General features: G+C 59.9%; 17 protein-coding genes. 8 read left to right on the forward strand and 9 right to left on the reverse strand.

The features are described from left to right. Positions 1–10: 10 nt before the first annotated feature. Together ACP7B9_RS15485 and ACP7B9_RS15490 are read right to left on the reverse strand one after the other, a co-directional pair. Positions 11–763 carry a cyclase family protein gene (locus ACP7B9_RS15485; protein ID WP_425864819.1) on the reverse strand — a complete coding sequence of 251 codons (753 nt, stop codon included), beginning with the start codon at positions 761–763 and terminating at the stop codon, positions 11–13. Continuing rightward, positions 760–1,209 carry a hypothetical protein gene (locus ACP7B9_RS15490; protein ID WP_425864820.1) on the reverse strand — a complete coding sequence of 150 codons (450 nt, stop codon included), beginning with the start codon at positions 1,207–1,209 and terminating at the stop codon, positions 760–762. Before ACP7B9_RS15490 ends, ACP7B9_RS15485 begins: the two co-directional genes overlap by 4 nt. 144 nt (positions 1,210–1,353) lie before the next feature. On the opposite strand from ACP7B9_RS15490, the gene mmuM reads away from it, so the two are divergent. Then, entirely contained in the window at positions 1,354–2,313 is a 960-nt protein-coding gene (gene mmuM, locus ACP7B9_RS15495) for a homocysteine S-methyltransferase (protein ID WP_425864822.1), read from the forward strand. A gap of 3 nt (positions 2,314–2,316) precedes the next feature. On the opposite strand, the gene ACP7B9_RS15500 is transcribed toward mmuM, so the two are convergent. After that, entirely contained in the window at positions 2,317–2,922 is a 606-nt protein-coding gene (locus ACP7B9_RS15500; protein ID WP_425864824.1) for a TetR/AcrR family transcriptional regulator, read from the reverse strand. A gap of 170 nt (positions 2,923–3,092) precedes the next feature. Between ACP7B9_RS15500 and ACP7B9_RS15505 the strand changes: the two genes are divergently transcribed. Both ACP7B9_RS15505 and ACP7B9_RS15510 read left to right on the forward strand, forming a co-directional pair. Continuing rightward, a complete protein-coding gene (locus tag ACP7B9_RS15505; RefSeq protein WP_425864826.1) occupies positions 3,093–4,169 on the forward strand; it encodes an alkene reductase in 1,077 nt (358 codons plus the stop codon). A gap of 31 nt (positions 4,170–4,200) precedes the next feature. Then, positions 4,201–4,914, forward strand: a complete 714-nt coding sequence (locus ACP7B9_RS15510; RefSeq protein ID WP_425864827.1) for an SDR family oxidoreductase — start codon at positions 4,201–4,203, stop codon at positions 4,912–4,914. A 126-nt stretch (positions 4,915–5,040) separates the two neighbouring features. Here the strand turns inward: ACP7B9_RS15510 and ACP7B9_RS15515 are convergent, their stop codons facing one another. Continuing rightward, positions 5,041–5,802, reverse strand: coding sequence for a response regulator transcription factor (locus tag ACP7B9_RS15515; RefSeq protein WP_425864829.1), 762 nt, complete (start codon positions 5,800–5,802; stop codon positions 5,041–5,043). Positions 5,803–6,018: 216 nt separating this feature from the next. Here ACP7B9_RS15515 and ACP7B9_RS15520 point away from each other — a divergent pair, with 216 nt between their 5' ends. The 4 genes from ACP7B9_RS15520 to ACP7B9_RS15535 all read left to right on the forward strand — a co-directional run bounded on the left by ACP7B9_RS15520 (position 6,019) and on the right by ACP7B9_RS15535 (position 9,892). After that, complete coding sequence (locus tag ACP7B9_RS15520; protein ID WP_425864831.1) at positions 6,019–7,725, forward strand: sensor histidine kinase; 1,707 nt, start codon at positions 6,019–6,021, stop codon at positions 7,723–7,725. 427 nt (positions 7,726–8,152) lie between these two features. Beyond that, positions 8,153–8,335, forward strand: a complete 183-nt coding sequence (locus tag ACP7B9_RS15525) for a hypothetical protein (protein ID WP_425864833.1) — start codon at positions 8,153–8,155, stop codon at positions 8,333–8,335. A 238-nt stretch (positions 8,336–8,573) separates the two neighbouring features. Then, the gene (locus ACP7B9_RS15530) at positions 8,574–9,722 is read left to right on the forward strand and encodes a glycosyltransferase (RefSeq protein WP_425864835.1); all 1,149 of its coding nucleotides are present in this window, start codon (positions 8,574–8,576) and stop codon (positions 9,720–9,722) included. Between the two features lie 5 nt (positions 9,723–9,727). Continuing rightward, on the forward strand, positions 9,728–9,892 hold the full coding sequence (locus tag ACP7B9_RS15535) for a hypothetical protein (protein ID WP_425864837.1): 165 nt from the start codon (positions 9,728–9,730) through the stop codon (positions 9,890–9,892). An 82-nt stretch (positions 9,893–9,974) separates the two neighbouring features. Here the strand turns inward: ACP7B9_RS15535 and ACP7B9_RS15540 are convergent, their stop codons facing one another. The 5 genes from ACP7B9_RS15540 to aztB all read right to left on the reverse strand — a co-directional run bounded on the left by ACP7B9_RS15540 (position 9,975) and on the right by aztB (position 15,758). Then, the gene (locus ACP7B9_RS15540; protein ID WP_425864839.1) at positions 9,975–11,027 is read right to left on the reverse strand and encodes a hypothetical protein; all 1,053 of its coding nucleotides are present in this window, start codon (positions 11,025–11,027) and stop codon (positions 9,975–9,977) included. 412 nt (positions 11,028–11,439) lie between these two features. After that, positions 11,440–12,666, reverse strand: coding sequence for a zinc metallochaperone AztD (aztD, locus tag ACP7B9_RS15545; protein ID WP_425864840.1), 1,227 nt, complete (start codon positions 12,664–12,666; stop codon positions 11,440–11,442). A gap of 52 nt (positions 12,667–12,718) precedes the next feature. Continuing rightward, positions 12,719–13,630 carry a zinc ABC transporter substrate-binding protein AztC gene (gene aztC, locus ACP7B9_RS15550; RefSeq protein ID WP_425864842.1) on the reverse strand — a complete coding sequence of 304 codons (912 nt, stop codon included), beginning with the start codon at positions 13,628–13,630 and terminating at the stop codon, positions 12,719–12,721. Next, positions 13,627–14,868: an ABC transporter gene (locus ACP7B9_RS15555; protein ID WP_425864844.1), complete on the reverse strand. Its 1,242-nt coding sequence runs from the start codon at positions 14,866–14,868 to the stop codon at positions 13,627–13,629. Before ACP7B9_RS15555 ends, aztC begins: the two co-directional genes overlap by 4 nt. Beyond that, positions 14,865–15,758, reverse strand: a complete 894-nt coding sequence (gene aztB, locus ACP7B9_RS15560; RefSeq protein ID WP_425864845.1) for a zinc ABC transporter permease AztB — start codon at positions 15,756–15,758, stop codon at positions 14,865–14,867. The genes ACP7B9_RS15555 and aztB overlap by 4 nt, the downstream gene beginning before the upstream one ends. Positions 15,759–15,812: 54 nt before the next feature. On the opposite strand from aztB, the gene ACP7B9_RS15565 reads away from it, so the two are divergent. Beyond that, positions 15,813–16,451 (forward strand): ATP-binding cassette domain-containing protein, encoded by a 639-nt coding sequence (locus ACP7B9_RS15565; protein ID WP_425864847.1) that lies wholly within the window; start codon positions 15,813–15,815, stop codon positions 16,449–16,451. Positions 16,452–16,476: the final 25 nt, after the last annotated feature.

Below are 16,476 nucleotides of genomic sequence, written 5' to 3' on the forward strand. Positions count from 1 at the left end.
ATGGTGCATCCTAGTGGATGGCAAAAACCCGGGCCGGGAAGCCGCTGCCATGCAGTGGCTTTGGCCATGTTGCGATCAGGGCAGCACCGGTCTCCGGGAGACCAGCCAGGTTCGCCAGGAGCTCGATCTGCCATCGGTTCTGCTTCAATACGTACGTTTCCAGGCTGAAATCATTGCGGGAGGTAGCCCCGCCCGGATCTGTGTCGGTCTGCTCATGGCCTACCGCGGAAACGGATCGATGCTCCAGAAGGAAAGTGAGGACCGATTGCGACCAGCCTGGAGTGTGGCTGATGCCTTCGTCGTCCTTGTTGGCCATGGCCTCCACATCTGGCCAACGTTGGCTCCAGCCGGTCCGCAACGCCACGAACGAGCCCGCAGGGATGGTGCCGTTACGCTTTTCCCAAGCTTCGACGTCGGCCATGGTGGGAGAGGCATCGGCGTTGCTGCGAACTTGCTCGGTGATGTCCAGTATCACCAGGGGCAGGACCATGTCATCGACGGGTATCTGGTCTAGGGTCCGTCCGCCGCGGATAAAGTGCGACGGAGGGTCCACATGCGTGCCCCACTGGCCCACGATCGAATAGCGGTGGGCGGTGAATCCATCTCCCTTTTCGAGATCAAACAAGGCCTCGCGGGTCTCATCCGGGAAGGCCGGGAAATGCGGTTGTCCGGGATGGAAGGCATGCGTCAAGTCAGTAAATGTTCGGCCTGCGAGGACGGGGCCGAGGCCATCCCAAAGCCTGTTCGTCGACTCTTCACTCATGATGTGACCTTCTCGGCGCGGGCCGCTGAAGGCACGCTGCCGGAGATAGTGACGGGGCTAGAGAGTTCGATGACAGGCACTTCCCAAGGGTGGATTTCTATCATGCGACTCATAAAGGATTCCACAGCGGCGTCATCGAGGGCGGCGTCGAAGTACGTTGTAAAAACAAACGTTGGCGACAATGTCCGCTGCCCCACTTGACCCAGGGTGGGGTTGGCCCCGGCCGTCACGGTGAATCCTTCGAAGCCAACACCGGATTCGAAGACATGCCGGTAGTTTCCAAAATCGCCCAATTCAGGTGATTCGGCCAATGCCTGAAGGAGTGTTGCTATGCCTTCGTCCTCCCGGATGGCTTCAGCCTCACCCATCGCCAGCCGGGAGAAAGACGTTGAGTCTATGGGCCAATGCACGCGCAGCTTGCGAACGGACTTCATCTGAATACTCATAGGGATACCTCTTCCTTAAGGTTCTCGCTGGATTGCTTGACTGCCATAGTGACACACTGTGATAATCATTACAAGCATGAAAACTTGCTTATAAAGATCACGAACAACTTTGGCGAAGAGTCAAAAAAACCTGGAGCTACAGCCATGCCTCTCACTAACCCGCTTTCTCGTATGCTCCTTGCCGGTGCTGATTTGACAGTGGATGGGGCCTTGGCCACCGAACTGGAAACGCACGGTTGCGACTTGGAAGATTCGCTGTGGTCAGCCAAAGTTCTTCTGGAGCAGCCGGAATTGATCAAGCAGGTTCATCGCGACTACTTTGCCGCCGGAGCCCAGATAGCCATCACGGCGAGTTACCAGGCCACGCCGCAGGGGTTTGCGCAACGGGGCATCCTTGAAGCAGAAGCCCTAGAGCTGGTGGCCCTGAGTGTGCGGCTGGCGCAGGAAGCGCGTCGTGAGTTCCTGGCTGAGAATCCCAGTGCGAAGCCCATGCTGATTGCCGGTTCGGTGGGTCCCTATGGAGCTTTTCTCGCTGACGGTTCCGAGTATCGGGGTGACTACGTGCTCAGCGCCGACGAGTTCAAGGATTTTCACAGGCCTAGAATCGCAGCATTGGTAGATGCTGGTGCGGACCTCTTTGCCTGCGAAACTCTGCCGTCGCTTTCGGAAGCCAGGGCCTTGTTGGAACTCGTGGAAGAGTACGGCGTCGAGTCTTGGTTCTCGTTCACGCTCAGAGATGGCGGTCATATTAGCGACGGCACAACCTTGGCCGACGTCGCCCGTCTCTGCGGACAGTATTCCCATGTGGCGGCCATTGGAGTGAACTGTGTGCCATTGGAGTTGGTTTCACCAGCCCTGGACGCGCTGGCCAAGGCTACCGACCTGCCGTTGATTGCGTATCCAAATTCCGGCGAAAGCTATGACCCGACAAGCAAGACCTGGGGGCCAGCCCCTGCGACGGACGGCGTCGAGGGCGCCCAGGCTCAAAGTCTCGCAGAACTATCGGACTCGTGGAGGGACGCTGGCGCCCGGCTTATTGGCGGATGCTGCCGAACAACGCCGCGGGACATAGCCGCCGTCGCCCACGCTTTAGCTCGCAAGTAGCGATCAGGCAGTAGGCAGCAGGACCTGGATCTGGGTTCTGATATCCGCTAGCAGTTCCTCGATGGTCTTTGCGGCGTTTCCCGTGGCGGACATGGTCAGGAACATGATGGCGGAGATGACGTGCGCCCGGGTAGCGGCTTCCTCGGAATTGATGCGCTGATCTCGTTGAAGTACGACGGCGACGGCCTCCTCTGTCTGAAAGGAGAGACCGAGCGCTTCGCGGCGGTGGGGTTCCTCCGGGTCGCCAAAAACCATTTCACGTAGGTAGGTCCGGCCGTTGTCCACCTGGATGCGGTTGCAGTGGACCACTTCGGTGAGAATCGCCATGACGGCCTCAAGTATGTCGGGAGTCTTCTCCGCGGCAGTCCTGCCCCGCACGAGTGAATCGGCGTAGCTGGAGTTTTGCACCATCAGGAGCAGCTCGCCCTTGGACTTGGCATAAAGGAACAGGGTGCCTGCTCCGATGTCGGCCTTGTCGGCAATTTGCTGGGTGGTGACATCGTCGACCCCATATTCGGAAAAGAGCTCGCCAGCAGCGGCCACGATGCGGTCCATTTTGGCTTGCTTGTTCCGCTCACGCCGTCCGAGGGGCGGGGAAATTTCTGGCACGATGGTCCCTTCCGGAATAAAGTCTGATTGTGCTCAGTTATGAGTATAGTCGGTACAACGTGGGCTCGGATATGGGCCAACTCATTCTCCCATGACGGCCCGGAGCTCCCAGCTTCGCGGATCGCAGCACCGGCGCAGTGCCCTCCCTATTTAGAAGGAACATTTTCCCCATGACTTTGTCTTCTCTGTGGCAACCATTCACTCTGGGCCGTGTGGAGCTTTCACACCGACTCGCGCTGGCACCGATGACCCGTAACAGGGCTCATGCTGACGGAACTCCTGGCGATCTTGTCGCCGAATACTACGGTCAGCGCGCCTCTCTGGGGCTGTTGATCAGTGAAGGTGTCCAGCCCTCGGCCGGCGGGCAGGGCTACATGAACACGCCCGGCATCTATACCCCTGAGCACATTGAGGGATGGCGGAACGTCGCCGATGCCGTGCATGCAGGTGGCGGATCGTTGTTCCTTCAGCTGATGCACGCCGGCCGGACCTCGCACCCGGACAACACCCCTCACCACCGTCAGCCGGTGGCGCCGTCGGCCATTGCGCCCGGCGTGGACATTGCTACCCCGAGCGGACAGCAGCCCACGCCGGTGCCGCGCGAACTGAGCCTCGAGGACATTCAGACCACGATCGCCGACTTTGTTCACGCCGCAGCGTCTGCGATTGCGGCTGGCGCCGACGGCGTGGAGATTCACGGTGCCAACGGGTACCTGCTGCACCAGTTCCTTTCCCCGAACGCGAACCATCGCACCGACTCCTATGGTGGATCGATCGAGAACCGCTCCCGCTTCGTCATCGAGGTGGCCCGTGCCGTGGCGCAGGAGATCGGCGCAGACCGCGTTGGCATCCGCCTGTCCCCGTCAATGCCGTTGGGTGGCATCAATGAAGGTGAGGTTGCCGATGTGCGGGCGCAGTACCGTCACCTGGTCGGCGAGCTGGCCGGCCTGAACCTGGCTTATCTGCACCTGCACCACGTGGGTGACGACGAGTTGTTGCAGTCCTTCCGTGAGGTATGGCCGACGGCGGTTCTCGTGGTCCGCTATGGCCGCACCCGCGAGCAGATCGCCGCCGACATCGATGCCGGCTTTGCCGATATTGCTCCTGTTGGGCGGATGGCACTGGCCAACCCCGACGTCGTCGAGCGTCTGCGTGCCGAGGCTCCGATGAACGAGCTGGACCCTGCCACCATCTATGCGGGCGGCGCGTCCGGATACACCGATTACCCCGTCCTGGCGAACGCCTAATACTCCTTAGATTCAGAAAGTAGGAAAAATCATGCCCTCACTTAAGGGAGCAGTTGTTCTTGTCACCGGAGCCAACGGCGGCATTGGAACTCATTTTGTTAATCAAGCCCTGGCCCGTGGCGCGGCTAAGGTCTATGCCTCAGCCCGCAACCCGCGTGAGTGGGACGACGAGCGGATTGTGCCGCTGACCTTGGACGTCACCGATTCGGCATCGATTCAGGCCGCGGTTGAGGCTGCAGGTGATGTGACAGTGTTGATCAACAACGCCGGAGCCTCCACCCCTACGCCCGGAATCCTGAGCCACACGGACGAGGAGATTCGGGCCAACGTTGAAACGAACTTTTTTGGGCCGGTCTTTTTGGCCCGCGCCTTCGCACCGATCCTCTCGGGCAAGCCAGGAGCGGCAATCATCGATATCCACTCGGCACTGAGCTGGTACGCCGTGGCTGGAATCTACAGTGCTACGAAGGCGGCACTGTGGTCGGCAACGAACTCCCTGCGCCTGGAGCTGGCGCCCGCCGGCGTTCACGTGGTGGGAGTCCACGTCGCCTATGTCGATACAGCCATGGCCGCCCACTCCACCGATCCGAAGAAGGATCCGGCGGAGCTGGTTCACACAGTGTTCGACGCCGTCGAAGCGGGGGAGTACGAGGTCTTGGCTGACGATACTTCCGTGCAGCTCAAGGCTGGACTCAGTGCTCCTATCGACAAGTTCTACCCGCAGCTGGCTACTGCGGACGCGTAAGCACTGAAGGAAAAAACGGGGCCGCGCATCAATGTGCGGCCCCGTTTTTTAGACCACTTTCGGGGCCCAGATCAGGGTGGTCGAGCCCGTCGGGACCCTTTTCGAGTTACTGCCTAATGAACCAGGTTAGTGAACCAGGCGGTAACCCACGCCTCGGACGGTCTTGATCCAGCGCGGATCCCGCGGGTTATCGCCCAATTTCCGGCGCAAATTCGCAACGTGAACCTCAATGGTCCGTTCGTCAGCATCGCTAATGTACGTGCCGACATCGTATTCCTCCCCGCGGAGCCGGCGCACCAAGTCAGACTTCGTGCGCACCTGCTTACCGCTGTCCACGAGGGCGTGGAGAATATCGAATTCGGTGCGGGTCAACTCCAATTCGGTACCGTCCACTTCCGCGGTGCGGTCCCCGCTGTTCAACACTAGGCCGTTCACCGCTTCCGAACTGCCTGACGCAGACCCGGCTGAAATTTCGGCTGCTGCAGCGGCCGCTGCTGTGGGCAGCCCTTCGCCGGTAAACCTCGGGCGGCGCATCATTGCACTGATCCTTGCCCTCAGCTCTCGGGGCCGGAATGGCTTGGTGATGTAATCATCGGCTCCGGATTCCAACCCCAGCAGGGTGTCCATTTCATCAGCGCGGCCCGTGAGCATAATGATGTAGGCATCGCTGAACAAGCGGATTTGCCGTGCGACTTCGAAGCCGTCAATGTCCGGCAGTCCCAGATCCAGGGTCACGACGGCAGGATTGTTGAGCCGTACGGCTTCCACACCGGTGGCACCGGTGCTGGCAGCGTGAACCTCGAATCCTGATTGGTTGAGAATTACGCTGATAAGTTCCCGGATATCCTGGTCATCTTCAATGATGACCGCCACACGAGGAGTGTCCATTTTTCCCCCACTAAATCACTAAAACGCTGGAAAATGGTGCCCCAACTAATGGCAACCGGGCCCCAAGCCCGTTCCTATCTCCAGTATGGCATCATCTAAAGTAGCGGCCCTGTGGTTCTTCCCGTTCCGGTCATCAATTTTGTGTATCGGACCCGCGAATGGCCCATGGCGCCAGCACAACAGCCAAGGGAAGAACGATTATCAACGGAAGTAATCTTGACTGACACACCTGCAAATCAGCTCATTGGTCGGCTTTTCTACCAGCGATCCCTGCGGGTGCGAGTCACCTTGTCACAGCTGCCATTCTTCTTGACCGTGGCCTTGGCTGCCTTACTAATTGGCGTCCTGGAGCCGGGGCTCTTCGGCAATTCACAACTGGTCGTCAGTTTGTGGTTGAACGGCATTTTGACGCTGGCCTGTGTCGTAGTCCCCTGGGACAAACTGCACCCGGCGTCGTATCTTGTGATTCCCTACCTGGATTTTGTTGCGGTTGCATTATTCCGTGACGGCATCCAGCCACTGCTTTCTGCGGCGGGCATGCTTGCGCTATTCCCGGTATTTTGGATCTGCGCCGCGGGTATGGCGCCCAAAACTTCGGTGGTTTCCAGTACCTTGGCGAGTTTGCTGATTGTTTGGAATCCGGTATTCCAATCGGGCCAAGTGAGCGCCGACGCCCTGATCAGGCCTTTGCTCTTTCCCTTCATGATGCTCGCCTTCGCGATTACCGTTGTGGTGCTAACCACCAGCATGGACGGGCAACGCGATTCCTTGCTGGAGAAGGATAAACTCCTCCGTGCAGCGCTTGCGGAAAGCCAACACCGTGAATTGCTCCTTGAGACGGTTGTGGACACCGTGGGGGTTGGCGTGGTGGTTGTGGATGATGCTGGCAATGATCGCTTGATGAATTCCACCCAGGTAGCCATTCACGCTTTGGGCCGGCCGCATGACATCGCTGACCCCGAGGAGAAGGAACTCCTGCTCTTTAGTCCGGACAAGGTGTCACTGGCACCCGAAGACCGCCCCGTGAGGCGCGCCATCAATGGGGAGTCATTCACGAACTACCAAATCTGGATTGGCTCCGGCGAGCGGGCCCGGGCCCTGTCCGCGACAGCTCGCATCATGCGAACTGACGATGCAAGTAGTGCCGGGGCCGTCATTGCCTTCCATGATGTCACCGACATGGTCAACGCCTTGTCCGCGAAGGACGACTTTGTGGCAAATGTTTCGCATGAATTCCGAACACCCTTGACGGCAATCCGCGGCTATCTGGACCTGGTTCTGGAGGCGCCGGAGGAATTGCCGAAGGATATCCGTAATTATCTTGGTATTGCTTCGCGGAATGTGGATAGGTTGAGTTCGCTTGTCTCGGACCTGCTGACCACCGATTCGGTGACACTTGAATTGAGCCGGACCGAGGTTTCCTCACTCGTCGCTGAAAGTTTGGCCTCGGCTACTCCGATGGCGGAACGCAACAAAGTCACACTCATCTCGCGGGTAGAGGCGCCCATGGAGGCATTTATAGACTCCCGAAGAATGGGGCAGGTGCTGGATAATCTTGTATCCAACGCCGTCAAATACTCACCCGACGGCGGAACCGTATCGGTGACTGTAACGGCGAAGGGCGCGGATCTATGGTGCGAAGTCCAGGACACAGGTATGGGAATGGATAGCGGGGAACAGGCTCTGGCGTTCAGTAAATTTTTCCGAGCGAGAACGGCCGTACGGAGTTCAATTCCGGGAATCGGTTTGGGGTTGATGATCTCGAAAACGATTGTTGCCAAGCATGGCGGCACTATTAGCCTGCTCAGCAAACAGGGGGTTGGCACCACCGTTAGTTTTGTCTTGCCGGGGTGTCTGAGCCCGGCCAAGGGAACCCCCGCAATTTTTAGTGCGGGTGAACCTGCACTCGACGATGCACCTTAAGCATGACGTCCTAGATCTTTTGTGAATACTCAAGAAAAGATCAAGATACATAGTAATTCGGCCAAGATACTTGCCAAAAGGTCAGCGGAAAAGGCGTTCTGTGGCTGTTTACTTAATCTTCACACAAGTAGCTGCTCAAGAGTCAAGATACCCGTTACTTCCACCCGGCGGGGCGTTATTGTTGATACTCAAGTCAGGTCTACTAAGGCATCATCACTCGGTCGGGAGGCGTGCGAAGAGAATGGGTATTACTAAATTGCCCCTCGTAAACGCGGCAACCCTTCACTCCTTGGAGGAGTCCTTCGATGGAGAGCGGGACCTCTGCCGGAATTTTGTGTTCAGTTATGTACAGATGTGGCCTGGGCGTTTTGAACGGATTTACGTAGCTGTCTGCTCTGGCTGCGATGAGGACGCTATGGACTCAGCCTTGAGCCTGCGTAGTTCGTGCCTGATGGTGGGTGCAGTCCGGCTGGGGCAACTGACCAATGACCTCATCCATCTCTTGGGATCCGGGCGTCCCTCGGCGACAGCCAAGAAATTGGCCGCGCTGCGAGCCTGCGGAGATAAGACGGCCTTGCGGCTCACCACCACCTATGTTGATGCGGCCTAGGGTACAAGTTTCTGAGCCACAAAGTGGCAGGCGGCTTTAGCCCAGTGCCTGCTAGGTGGCACTCATTCGGCAATCCCGTGAGCCATCCCGGGGCTAGTCTTGCGCGCTCCTTGAGCCAATCTTGAGGTAGTCCTGTTTCATTCCTGACGTTTTCTTGTCTGTTGGTTAAGTTGCTCCTGCGAAAGTAAGAGGCTGCGGCTAAATACGACCCGCTAAACAAGACCAGGGGAGGACGCCGATGCAACTTCAGACAATGATTGATGCACGGGATCTCCCCAACACGTTGCAGGTGGCCACCGCGGGAATTCGCCGTGGCGCCCATCGTGCCGGTGGCGGCGTAGTGACCGTTCTGGTCCCCGCCCACAATGAAGCCGAAGCGATTGTCGAGACCCTCGAATCCCTGGGACTGCAGACGCGCCGTCCCGACCGCGTGATTGTCATTGCTGATAACTGCACGGATGCCACAGAGCAACTCGCTACAGATTTCGGCGCCGAAGTGATCAGCACCGTGGGAAATACCGACAAAAAGGCCGGAGCGTTGAACTTCGCCCTGAATGGGATCCTAGCGGATGCCGACCCGGACGATCTGATCCTTGTACAGGATGCCGATTCCCAGTTGTCGCCGGACTTTATTGAGAACGCCGTGCGCCACCTGAGCGCCAACAGCAACCTTGGCGCCGTCGGCGGTGTCTTTCGCGGCGGGCCAGGCGGCGGATTCGTTGGTCACCTGCAACGCAACGAGTACGCCCGGTACGCCAGGGACGTGAAACGACTCCACGGGAAATGCCTTGTTGTCACAGGCACAGCAGCGCTGTTCCGGGTTGGCACACTCCAAGGCGTGTCTGCCGCCCGGATTTCGGGGATTCTGCCTGCCGGTAATGGTAACGGCGGTATCTATGACACCTCGGTACTCACCGAAGACAATGAACTTTCGTTCGCGCTCCTCACCCTTGGCTACAGCATTGCATCGCCCGCCGATTGCACCCTGGTCACCGAGGTCATGCCCACCTGGCGTGAGCTGTGGGCGCAGCGGCTCCGGTGGAAGCGCGGTGCGGTGGAGAACTGCGTTCAGTACGGATGGACCAAGATCACCCGTCCCTACTGGGGGCGCCAGTTCCTTTCGATGATTGGCGTCATTGTCACGATTGCATATTTCTCCTCGATCGCCGTCGCTCTTGGATCGGGGCAGGGACTGCACATTCACGCGTTCTGGATGGCAGTGACCGGCGTGTTCATCATCGAACGGGTCGTGACCGTGCGGCTCAGGGGATGGAAGTACATGCTGTTGGCCGCGACCATGTACGAAACAGTCATTGATCTCTTCCTGCAGGTGGTTCACGCCAAGGCCTACACGGATGCAATTTTTAACAAGAAGAAGGTTTGGTAATAGACATGTATAACAACCCCACAGCTCCCGTGGCCGCAGGCGCAGGATCGGCGGCTCTTGCCATGACCGGAGCGGGCCAGATGTTCTGGATCGCGCTCGCAGCATTCGCGATGCTGGCACTGGGCATGGCCATCAAGCGCATTGTTCCCGTGCGAACCCAGAAGTCATAAGCTAGACGAGATCTACCTGATGCGGCCGAGAAAAGTGGGCATCCCTCACGATTCCCGGCCGCATCTTCCGCATTTTTTGGGGTTAGGCCACGGGTCCTGTGGACGCAGAGTACTTGGCGACCGTGGTGTAACCGGTTTTGGAACCCGTGACACGTACCTTGATGGTGCCGTTTTTATCGGCCTGAACGAGTTTGTAGCTTTTTGCCGTGGCTCCCGGGATGGCTGTTTCCGAGCGGTACCACTGGTACTGCAGTGTTGTTCCTGTAGTCCAGGTTCCCGTATTCGCAGTCAAGGTAGAGCCAGTCCGTAAGGTTCCGCTGATAGTTGGAGTCGGCGCTGTGAGCGTCAGGGGCGGAACAACCCGCGGAGTAAAGGAAAAGTCACGGAGGATCACGGTTTCCGGCGCCACATGCGCCGGATCACCGCCACCGCCGCCGGTTACCCAGAGGTTGAAGTGGATTGCTTCCTTGGCCGGCACGGGAACTGTGGCGCCTTCCATGACAGTCCTCTTAATCAAGGTGCCGGTGTAACCCTCACCGGCATACGTTTCGAACGTCAATTTGCCCGGTTCCCACACCAACTTGTGAGTCAGGATGAGCTCGTTTGGCACGTCAAAGGTGATGGTGCTGTTGCCCTCACCGGCCGGCTTGCTGGCATCAAACCAGTAGCCGTGCCCTTGGGTTACAGGCCAGGATTCCCCGTAGCTTGCGCCACCTCCCCAAGCAGACGCCTCGCAGAGGTCGATCTCGTTGAAACCTGGTGACGCATCTGGGTCATAAGGGAAAAGGCAACCCCAGACCACTTCTTTTTGGAGCAAGTTGATGTTCTTCTCCACGGTGGTGCTGTAGGTTCCATAACCGAAACCTTGGCGCGTGGACTGGAATTCCGCTCCCGCCGGGGCTGATCCGCTCGGGTTGGATATCGTCAAGGCCACGTAGCCGTTGGCGTCAGGGTTGCTGACATTGGCCGGATCAAAACTCTGGTTGAATTGCGGAGCCCCACCCCAGAACCGCTTTTGCCAGTTGAAACCCTTCCACGCAAAACTTCCTACCGGACCGGGATCCTCCGCCGCCGATGCCGTGTTGCTAGCGTGGGACGGAATCGCTCCTGCCAGCATGCACATGCTCACCGCCACGAAAAGGGCTAGATGCCTTTCTCTCTTTGCGAAGATTCGTCCAGTCAGGGATGCTGACGTGTTCCTCCTGTGGATAAGCGCCATTAGCGTGCGTGACATTGCCGAGACCTCCGCTTTTCAGATACCCGGTGACCGCTATGGTCCCGTGGTAGGCAAACCGGCCTGGTGCGGTTTACCTGCAAGGCTGGGCAGTCACCCAGACCTTCACCGCGCACCCCACCCAAAGCATGCGACTCCTTGATTATGGGACACATCACCCGATTTCGTAGCGAAAATTGGGGTGGAGTTCCTAAAAGACCAAAATTGAGTCGGTGATGAAGGGCGGCGCCGTTTGCGCGGACGGCATTGTTACCGGTTAAAACACAGCAGGTGCCACACCCGAAAGGTGCGGCACCTGCTGTGTCACGAGTGGCTAGTGTGCCCCGACGGTGATGGCTATTTCGTTGGGGACCACGTCCATCTTCTTGGAGGTGGTGATCTTGCCGGTGGTGAGGTCCACTGCGTGAACCGTGTTGGCCGCAGGTTCAGTCACGTAAGCAGTGTTGCCGTTGACCATGATGGCCGGGTGGGCGTCCTGCCATTCGGTGGGACCTTCCCACGCCTTGATCACGGGGAATTCATTGACGATCTTCCCGTCTTTCGGGTCCAGTACGTGAATGGATCCATCCGTGGAAAGAATGTAAGCCAGGTCCCCGGGGCCCCGGGCAACGTCCCGGAACGTGTAGTTGACGGTGTCGGGAAGCTCAACCACGTTGTAGCTGTGCTTCTCGGTATCGATCAGAGCTACGGAGTTGAGCAGGTAGCCTTCGGCGTCGGGATCATTTTTGTAATCGCCAACCACGATCGGGCTGGTTTCGGAGACAAAAGCGTTGCCCATCCGGCCGTACTTGTCCGGCGCAGTGAACTTTTCGAACTTGCCTTGGTGGTACAGCAGCGCACCATCCTCGCAACCGAAGACCACCGCCTCATCGGCGGCAGTCCCTTCTCCGTGAATCCCCGGGCATTCCTTGCTCTCGGCTATGGGGTCCCAATGGTCCTCATGAGCTTCCAGGGCAACAGCCCCGGGGCGTGAAGTCTTATCACCCAAGGTGGTGAGGAGCGTCCCGTCCTCCAACACAATTGATACGCCATGGTGGTCCGCATCTGCCGTGTACGTCCGTGTCTCCGGCAGTGCCCCATTGAGGTTGCTGAGTTCCTCGGATTTGAAGATAGTGGTGGTGCCTGTTCCGTCGTCGAAGAGTACAGTGTTGCCGGCGTGACGGACCACGTGGCCCGGCGCGGTTGCATCGACCACAAGATCTGTGAGCTTTGCTTCGGCCATGTCCAGCAGCTGGAAGCCGGCCGTTGTGGTGACGAAGACGTGCTTGCCGTCTCCGGCGGCGTTGAGTCTGGTGAACTCCTCGGAATCAAACTTCTTTACGGTCTCGAGCGTCTTTCCGTCGAGGACGCTGATGCCGCCCTCGTAGGAAATGGCGACGCGTCCGTTCGCTTCAGTGGCGGAGGTGTCTGGCGCCTCGGCTACGGCGCCGGGTGCGCCGGAGCCATTGGCGCAGCCGGTGGCCACGAGTAGGATCCCGGCGATTGCGGCGGTGACTCCCAGTCGGGTGTGTTGTTGGCGGAGCATGTGATGATTCCTCATTTTCTGTTGGGTACAAGTTCTTTTAGGTGCAAGAGCGGTTGTGTGTGCGTGATCAGGGCGAAAGGCCCTGGACGATTCGTTGAGTATTGGTGCGCATCATGTCCACGTACGTTGGCGCTTCACCGTCGGGGCGGCTCAGGGACTCCGTGAATAATTCACTGACCTCCACGTCGATGCCGGCCTCGCTGGCCAGAACTTGGACCAGACGGTCGGGTTGGGATGATTCGGCAAAAATGGTGGGCACTCCGGCGCTGCTGATCGCTTCGCCGAGCTGGCGCAGATCGGCGGCGCTGGGTGCGGCGAGCGTGGTTCCACCCGGAATGACGGCCCCGATGACCCGGAAATCGAACCGTTCAGCGAGGTAGCCAAAGACGTGGTGGTTGGTGACCAACGCCCGGCGCTCCGCTGGAAGCGCCGCGAAGGCTGTCGTCATCTCGGCATCGAGTGCCTCCAGTTGGGCCCGGTAGGCGGCCGCGCTGGCGGCCAACTTCCCGGCGTTGATCCCGTGGATCTTGCCTGCGGCGGCCTCGATCGCGTTCACGACGCTGAGCATGGCGGCCGGATCGGTCCAGAAGTGGGGGTCCGGCGCACCTTCCGCGTCACCGGAACTGTAGGGTACGACGTCGATCACCTCTCCGGCGATCAACGTGGGGGCGCCGGCAGCGGCAGCCCTGTGGAGATGCTGCTGCAACCCTTCCTCCAAGCCAAGACCATTGGAGACCAGTAGATCCGCGTTGCCCATGAGAGCCGCCTGTTGGGCGGAAATTTCAAAGGAGTGCGGATCAGCCTCCGGCTGCATGAGCGTTGTCACAGTTGCCTGGTCGCCAAGAACCTGACGCGTCACGTCGCCCAGAATGTTGGTGGTGACCACAATCTGCGGTCCCTGTGACGCTGGCGCTTGCGAGCACCCCGACACGATCATCGCCAGCACCGCCGCGATGGACAGGAGCGCGAGTCGCCTCATCGGCCGGTCTCCACGAGATGCACGGGCTGCGTGGGGAGGGTCAGGGTCCGGGCAATGCGGGCGCCGTCGGCGTAGTCAATCTCAAACACCACGCCCTCCGCCGGTGCGCTGACGTAGGCGCGCTCGCCGTCAACGGTGAGCTCAACCTTCCCTGTCAGCTCCGGGCTGGCCAGTGTTGCCGGCATCAGCGGCTTCGTTGTTGCTACGCGCTCCTTGGTGTTTTCGTCATACACCTGGACTGTGCCGTCGGAACCGAGGACGACGACGTGCCCGGCGTCGTCGTCCACGGCGGCAGCGGCGAGCACGGGGGTAGCGGTGGGAAGCCAGTCCCACTTCCGCTCCCGGGTGTTGAGCAGCCACACGCCTTGATCTGCTCCGATGCCGGCCACAGTGGGGCGGCCCTTGCGTGCGTCGAATGTGGTTGACGGTGCGGCCGCTCCTGCTGGGTATGGCACATGCTCCAGAACCGGCGTCGCCGCATCGCTGGTGGCGATCACGGCACCATCAGCACAGCCGATGACCAGACCAACCCGGGTGGTGATGGTGCCCGCGGCAGCTGGGCACTCCGCCGTCGTCAATTCCTTGCCAGTGGCGTCAACGGCACGCAGGCGCGCGGCCATGCCATGTCCATCAGCTTCGGTGACGACGGCGCCGTCGCCCAGCGGAGCAATGAGACCGGCATGCGGTTCAACCACCAGGCGGAGGGTCTCGGAAATTGTTCCGGCCGAAAGGGCCGAGTTATCCACAAGGACGGCGGAACCGGAGGACGGGAAGAACATGCCCGTGGTGCCGGCCGTGGAGAGCAATCCTGTGGCGACGGTCGCCGCGCCCTCGCCGGAGACCGTGCCGAGTGCCGCGGGTTCGGACCGGTAGTAGTGGAAGTGGTCCACGTGATCCCAGGTCCACACGCCGCTGTCGATGATGTCCACGCCTTTGGCGTTGGCCGCGAAAACATAGCGCCCATCACTGGTGACATTGGCCGGCGGCTGCACAGACCCAAGCTGGGACTTGGTGCCGTTGAGGAGATCCAGCATGGAGGCTTTGCCGGCGGCGTCGATGGCCACCAGATGAAGTTGTGGTTCGGCGACTTGTGCCACGCCGGCGATTACGCCGTGCCCGGGCTGGGCATTTTCAGTTGCAGTGGCTTGCGATGTCTGCGGGCCAGGTGCGCCGCCGCATCCGGCGAGGGTAAGTAAAGCAAGGGCGGCTAGGACCGCCTGAGGTGTTCGGATATTCATGACAACTTTCCAGAGAGTGGCACGGAAACGGGGAGGGGAGTGGGCTCCGCGGCGGTCGAAACAGACGAGCACCGCCGCCACGTGCTGAGGCTTGCCGCCGCATTCGAGAGGGCAGCAAGGGTGATGGCGGCCGCGGCAATGGAAGCCCCTGCCGCAGTGCCTCCGTACCAAGAAAAGAGCAGACCCAGCCCGACGGCGAGCATGCCAAACGCAGATGCGAAGACCATGCGGGCGGGGATGCTGGAGGTCCACGGGGTGGCTGCGACGGCCGGGGCCAGCAGTAAACCAACCACCAACAGGGACCCGACAGCCTGATAAGAGGAAACGACCGCAAGCGTCACCAAGCCCACCAGGGCCAGCTGCGCGATGTGGGGACGGAGCCCCAGTGTTTGGGCTATGCGGGTATCGAAGGCCGCGGCGACAAAGCTGCGGTGCAGGGCCGTGGCAACAACGATCGTGACGATCGCGGCGCTCAGCAGGCCGAACAGATCCCCGTTGTTCATGGCGAGGATGTCCCCGAACAGCATGGCCGTTGCATCGGTGGCGAAGGATCGCGAGTGAGAGACGATGATGACGCCCAGGGACAACATCGCGACAAATAACAGGCCAATGCTCGTGTCATAAGACTGGCGACCACGTCGCTGCAATGCACTGATCAGCGCACTCATAACGATGGCGCTTATGGCCCCGCCCACGACGGCGGGAGCCCCGGCAATCGTTGCCAACGCAACGCCCGGGAGCATGCCGTGACCAATCGCCTCGCCTAGAAACGCCATGCCACGGACAACAACCCAGGTGCCAATCACCCCGCAGATGATCGCAACCAGGGCGCCGCCGAGCAGCGCTCGCAGAAAGAAGTCTGCCGAGAAAGGTTCTATTAGCCAATGCATGTGACCACCCTAGATGCTAATGATAATGATTATCAAATAGGGTTAGAGTGAACTGTGATTTCTTCTGACTATGCCCTGCGCGGGCGAGACCTGTCCTTCAGCTTCGGGGATCTTCCCGTTCTTACGAATGTCGATGTCGAGCTGCAATGGGGCACCATGACCGCGATTGCTGGGCCCAACGGTGCCGGGAAATCGACCTTGATCGAGATTCTTGCGGGCGTACGCCAGCCGCTGACGGGCGTGGTGGAACGCGCCGATGAGGTGTCGCTGGTGGTCCAGCGGGTGACTACGCCGGATGCGTTGCCGCTGACTGTCAGGGAAGTGGTGGCGATGGGAACCTGGGGTGTTTCGCCGCGAGGTTCAGGGAAAATTGACGCCAAGGAGCGAAGGGCCCGGGTTGCCGAGGCGCTGGATCGTGTGCAACTCGCGGACCTGGCCGCGGCGCCCTTCAATGGCCTCTCGGGTGGTCAGCGCCAACGTGCCTTACTTGCCCAGGGGATTGCCCGCAGGGCGCGCATCTTCCTCCTTGACGAACCCGCTGCGGGGCTCGATGCGGATAGCCGGAGGCGCACTCGCATCATGCTTGCCGAGGAGGCTTGCCGCGGTGCGGCGGTGGCCTGCGTCAGTCACGACGAGGAATCGATCGCTGCCGCCGACTCCGTAATTCGGTTGGTGGCCGGACGGCTGCTGTGAGACTTGGACTGAGCTCACGAACCCT

The sequence above is a fragment of the Arthrobacter sp. TWP1-1 genome, from assembly GCF_049897845.1.
Classification (GTDB): Bacteria; Actinomycetota; Actinomycetes; order Actinomycetales; family Micrococcaceae; genus Specibacter.

Bases quoted from the DNA above. Each gene is read 5' to 3' on its own strand.
- ACP7B9_RS15485 (WP_425864819.1), bottom strand. From the start codon at position 763: ATGAGTGAAGAGTCGACGAACAGGCTTTGGGATGGCCTCGGCCCCGTC.
- ACP7B9_RS15490 (WP_425864820.1), bottom strand. From the start codon at position 1,209: ATGAGTATTCAGATGAAGTCCGTTCGCAAGCTGCGCGTGCATTGGCCC.
- mmuM (WP_425864822.1), top strand. From the start codon at position 1,354: ATGCCTCTCACTAACCCGCTTTCTCGTATGCTCCTTGCCGGTGCTGAT.
- ACP7B9_RS15505 (WP_425864826.1), top strand. From the start codon at position 3,093: ATGACTTTGTCTTCTCTGTGGCAACCATTCACTCTGGGCCGTGTGGAG.
- ACP7B9_RS15510 (WP_425864827.1), top strand. From the start codon at position 4,201: ATGCCCTCACTTAAGGGAGCAGTTGTTCTTGTCACCGGAGCCAACGGC.
- ACP7B9_RS15515 (WP_425864829.1), bottom strand. From the start codon at position 5,802: ATGGACACTCCTCGTGTGGCGGTCATCATTGAAGATGACCAGGATATC.
- ACP7B9_RS15530 (WP_425864835.1), top strand. From the start codon at position 8,574: ATGCAACTTCAGACAATGATTGATGCACGGGATCTCCCCAACACGTTG.
- ACP7B9_RS15535 (WP_425864837.1), top strand. From the start codon at position 9,728: ATGTATAACAACCCCACAGCTCCCGTGGCCGCAGGCGCAGGATCGGCG.
- aztD (WP_425864840.1), bottom strand. From the start codon at position 12,666: ATGAGGAATCATCACATGCTCCGCCAACAACACACCCGACTGGGAGTC.
- aztC (WP_425864842.1), bottom strand. From the start codon at position 13,630: ATGAGGCGACTCGCGCTCCTGTCCATCGCGGCGGTGCTGGCGATGATC.
- ACP7B9_RS15555 (WP_425864844.1), bottom strand. From the start codon at position 14,868: ATGAATATCCGAACACCTCAGGCGGTCCTAGCCGCCCTTGCTTTACTT.
- aztB (WP_425864845.1), bottom strand. From the start codon at position 15,758: ATGCATTGGCTAATAGAACCTTTCTCGGCAGACTTCTTTCTGCGAGCG.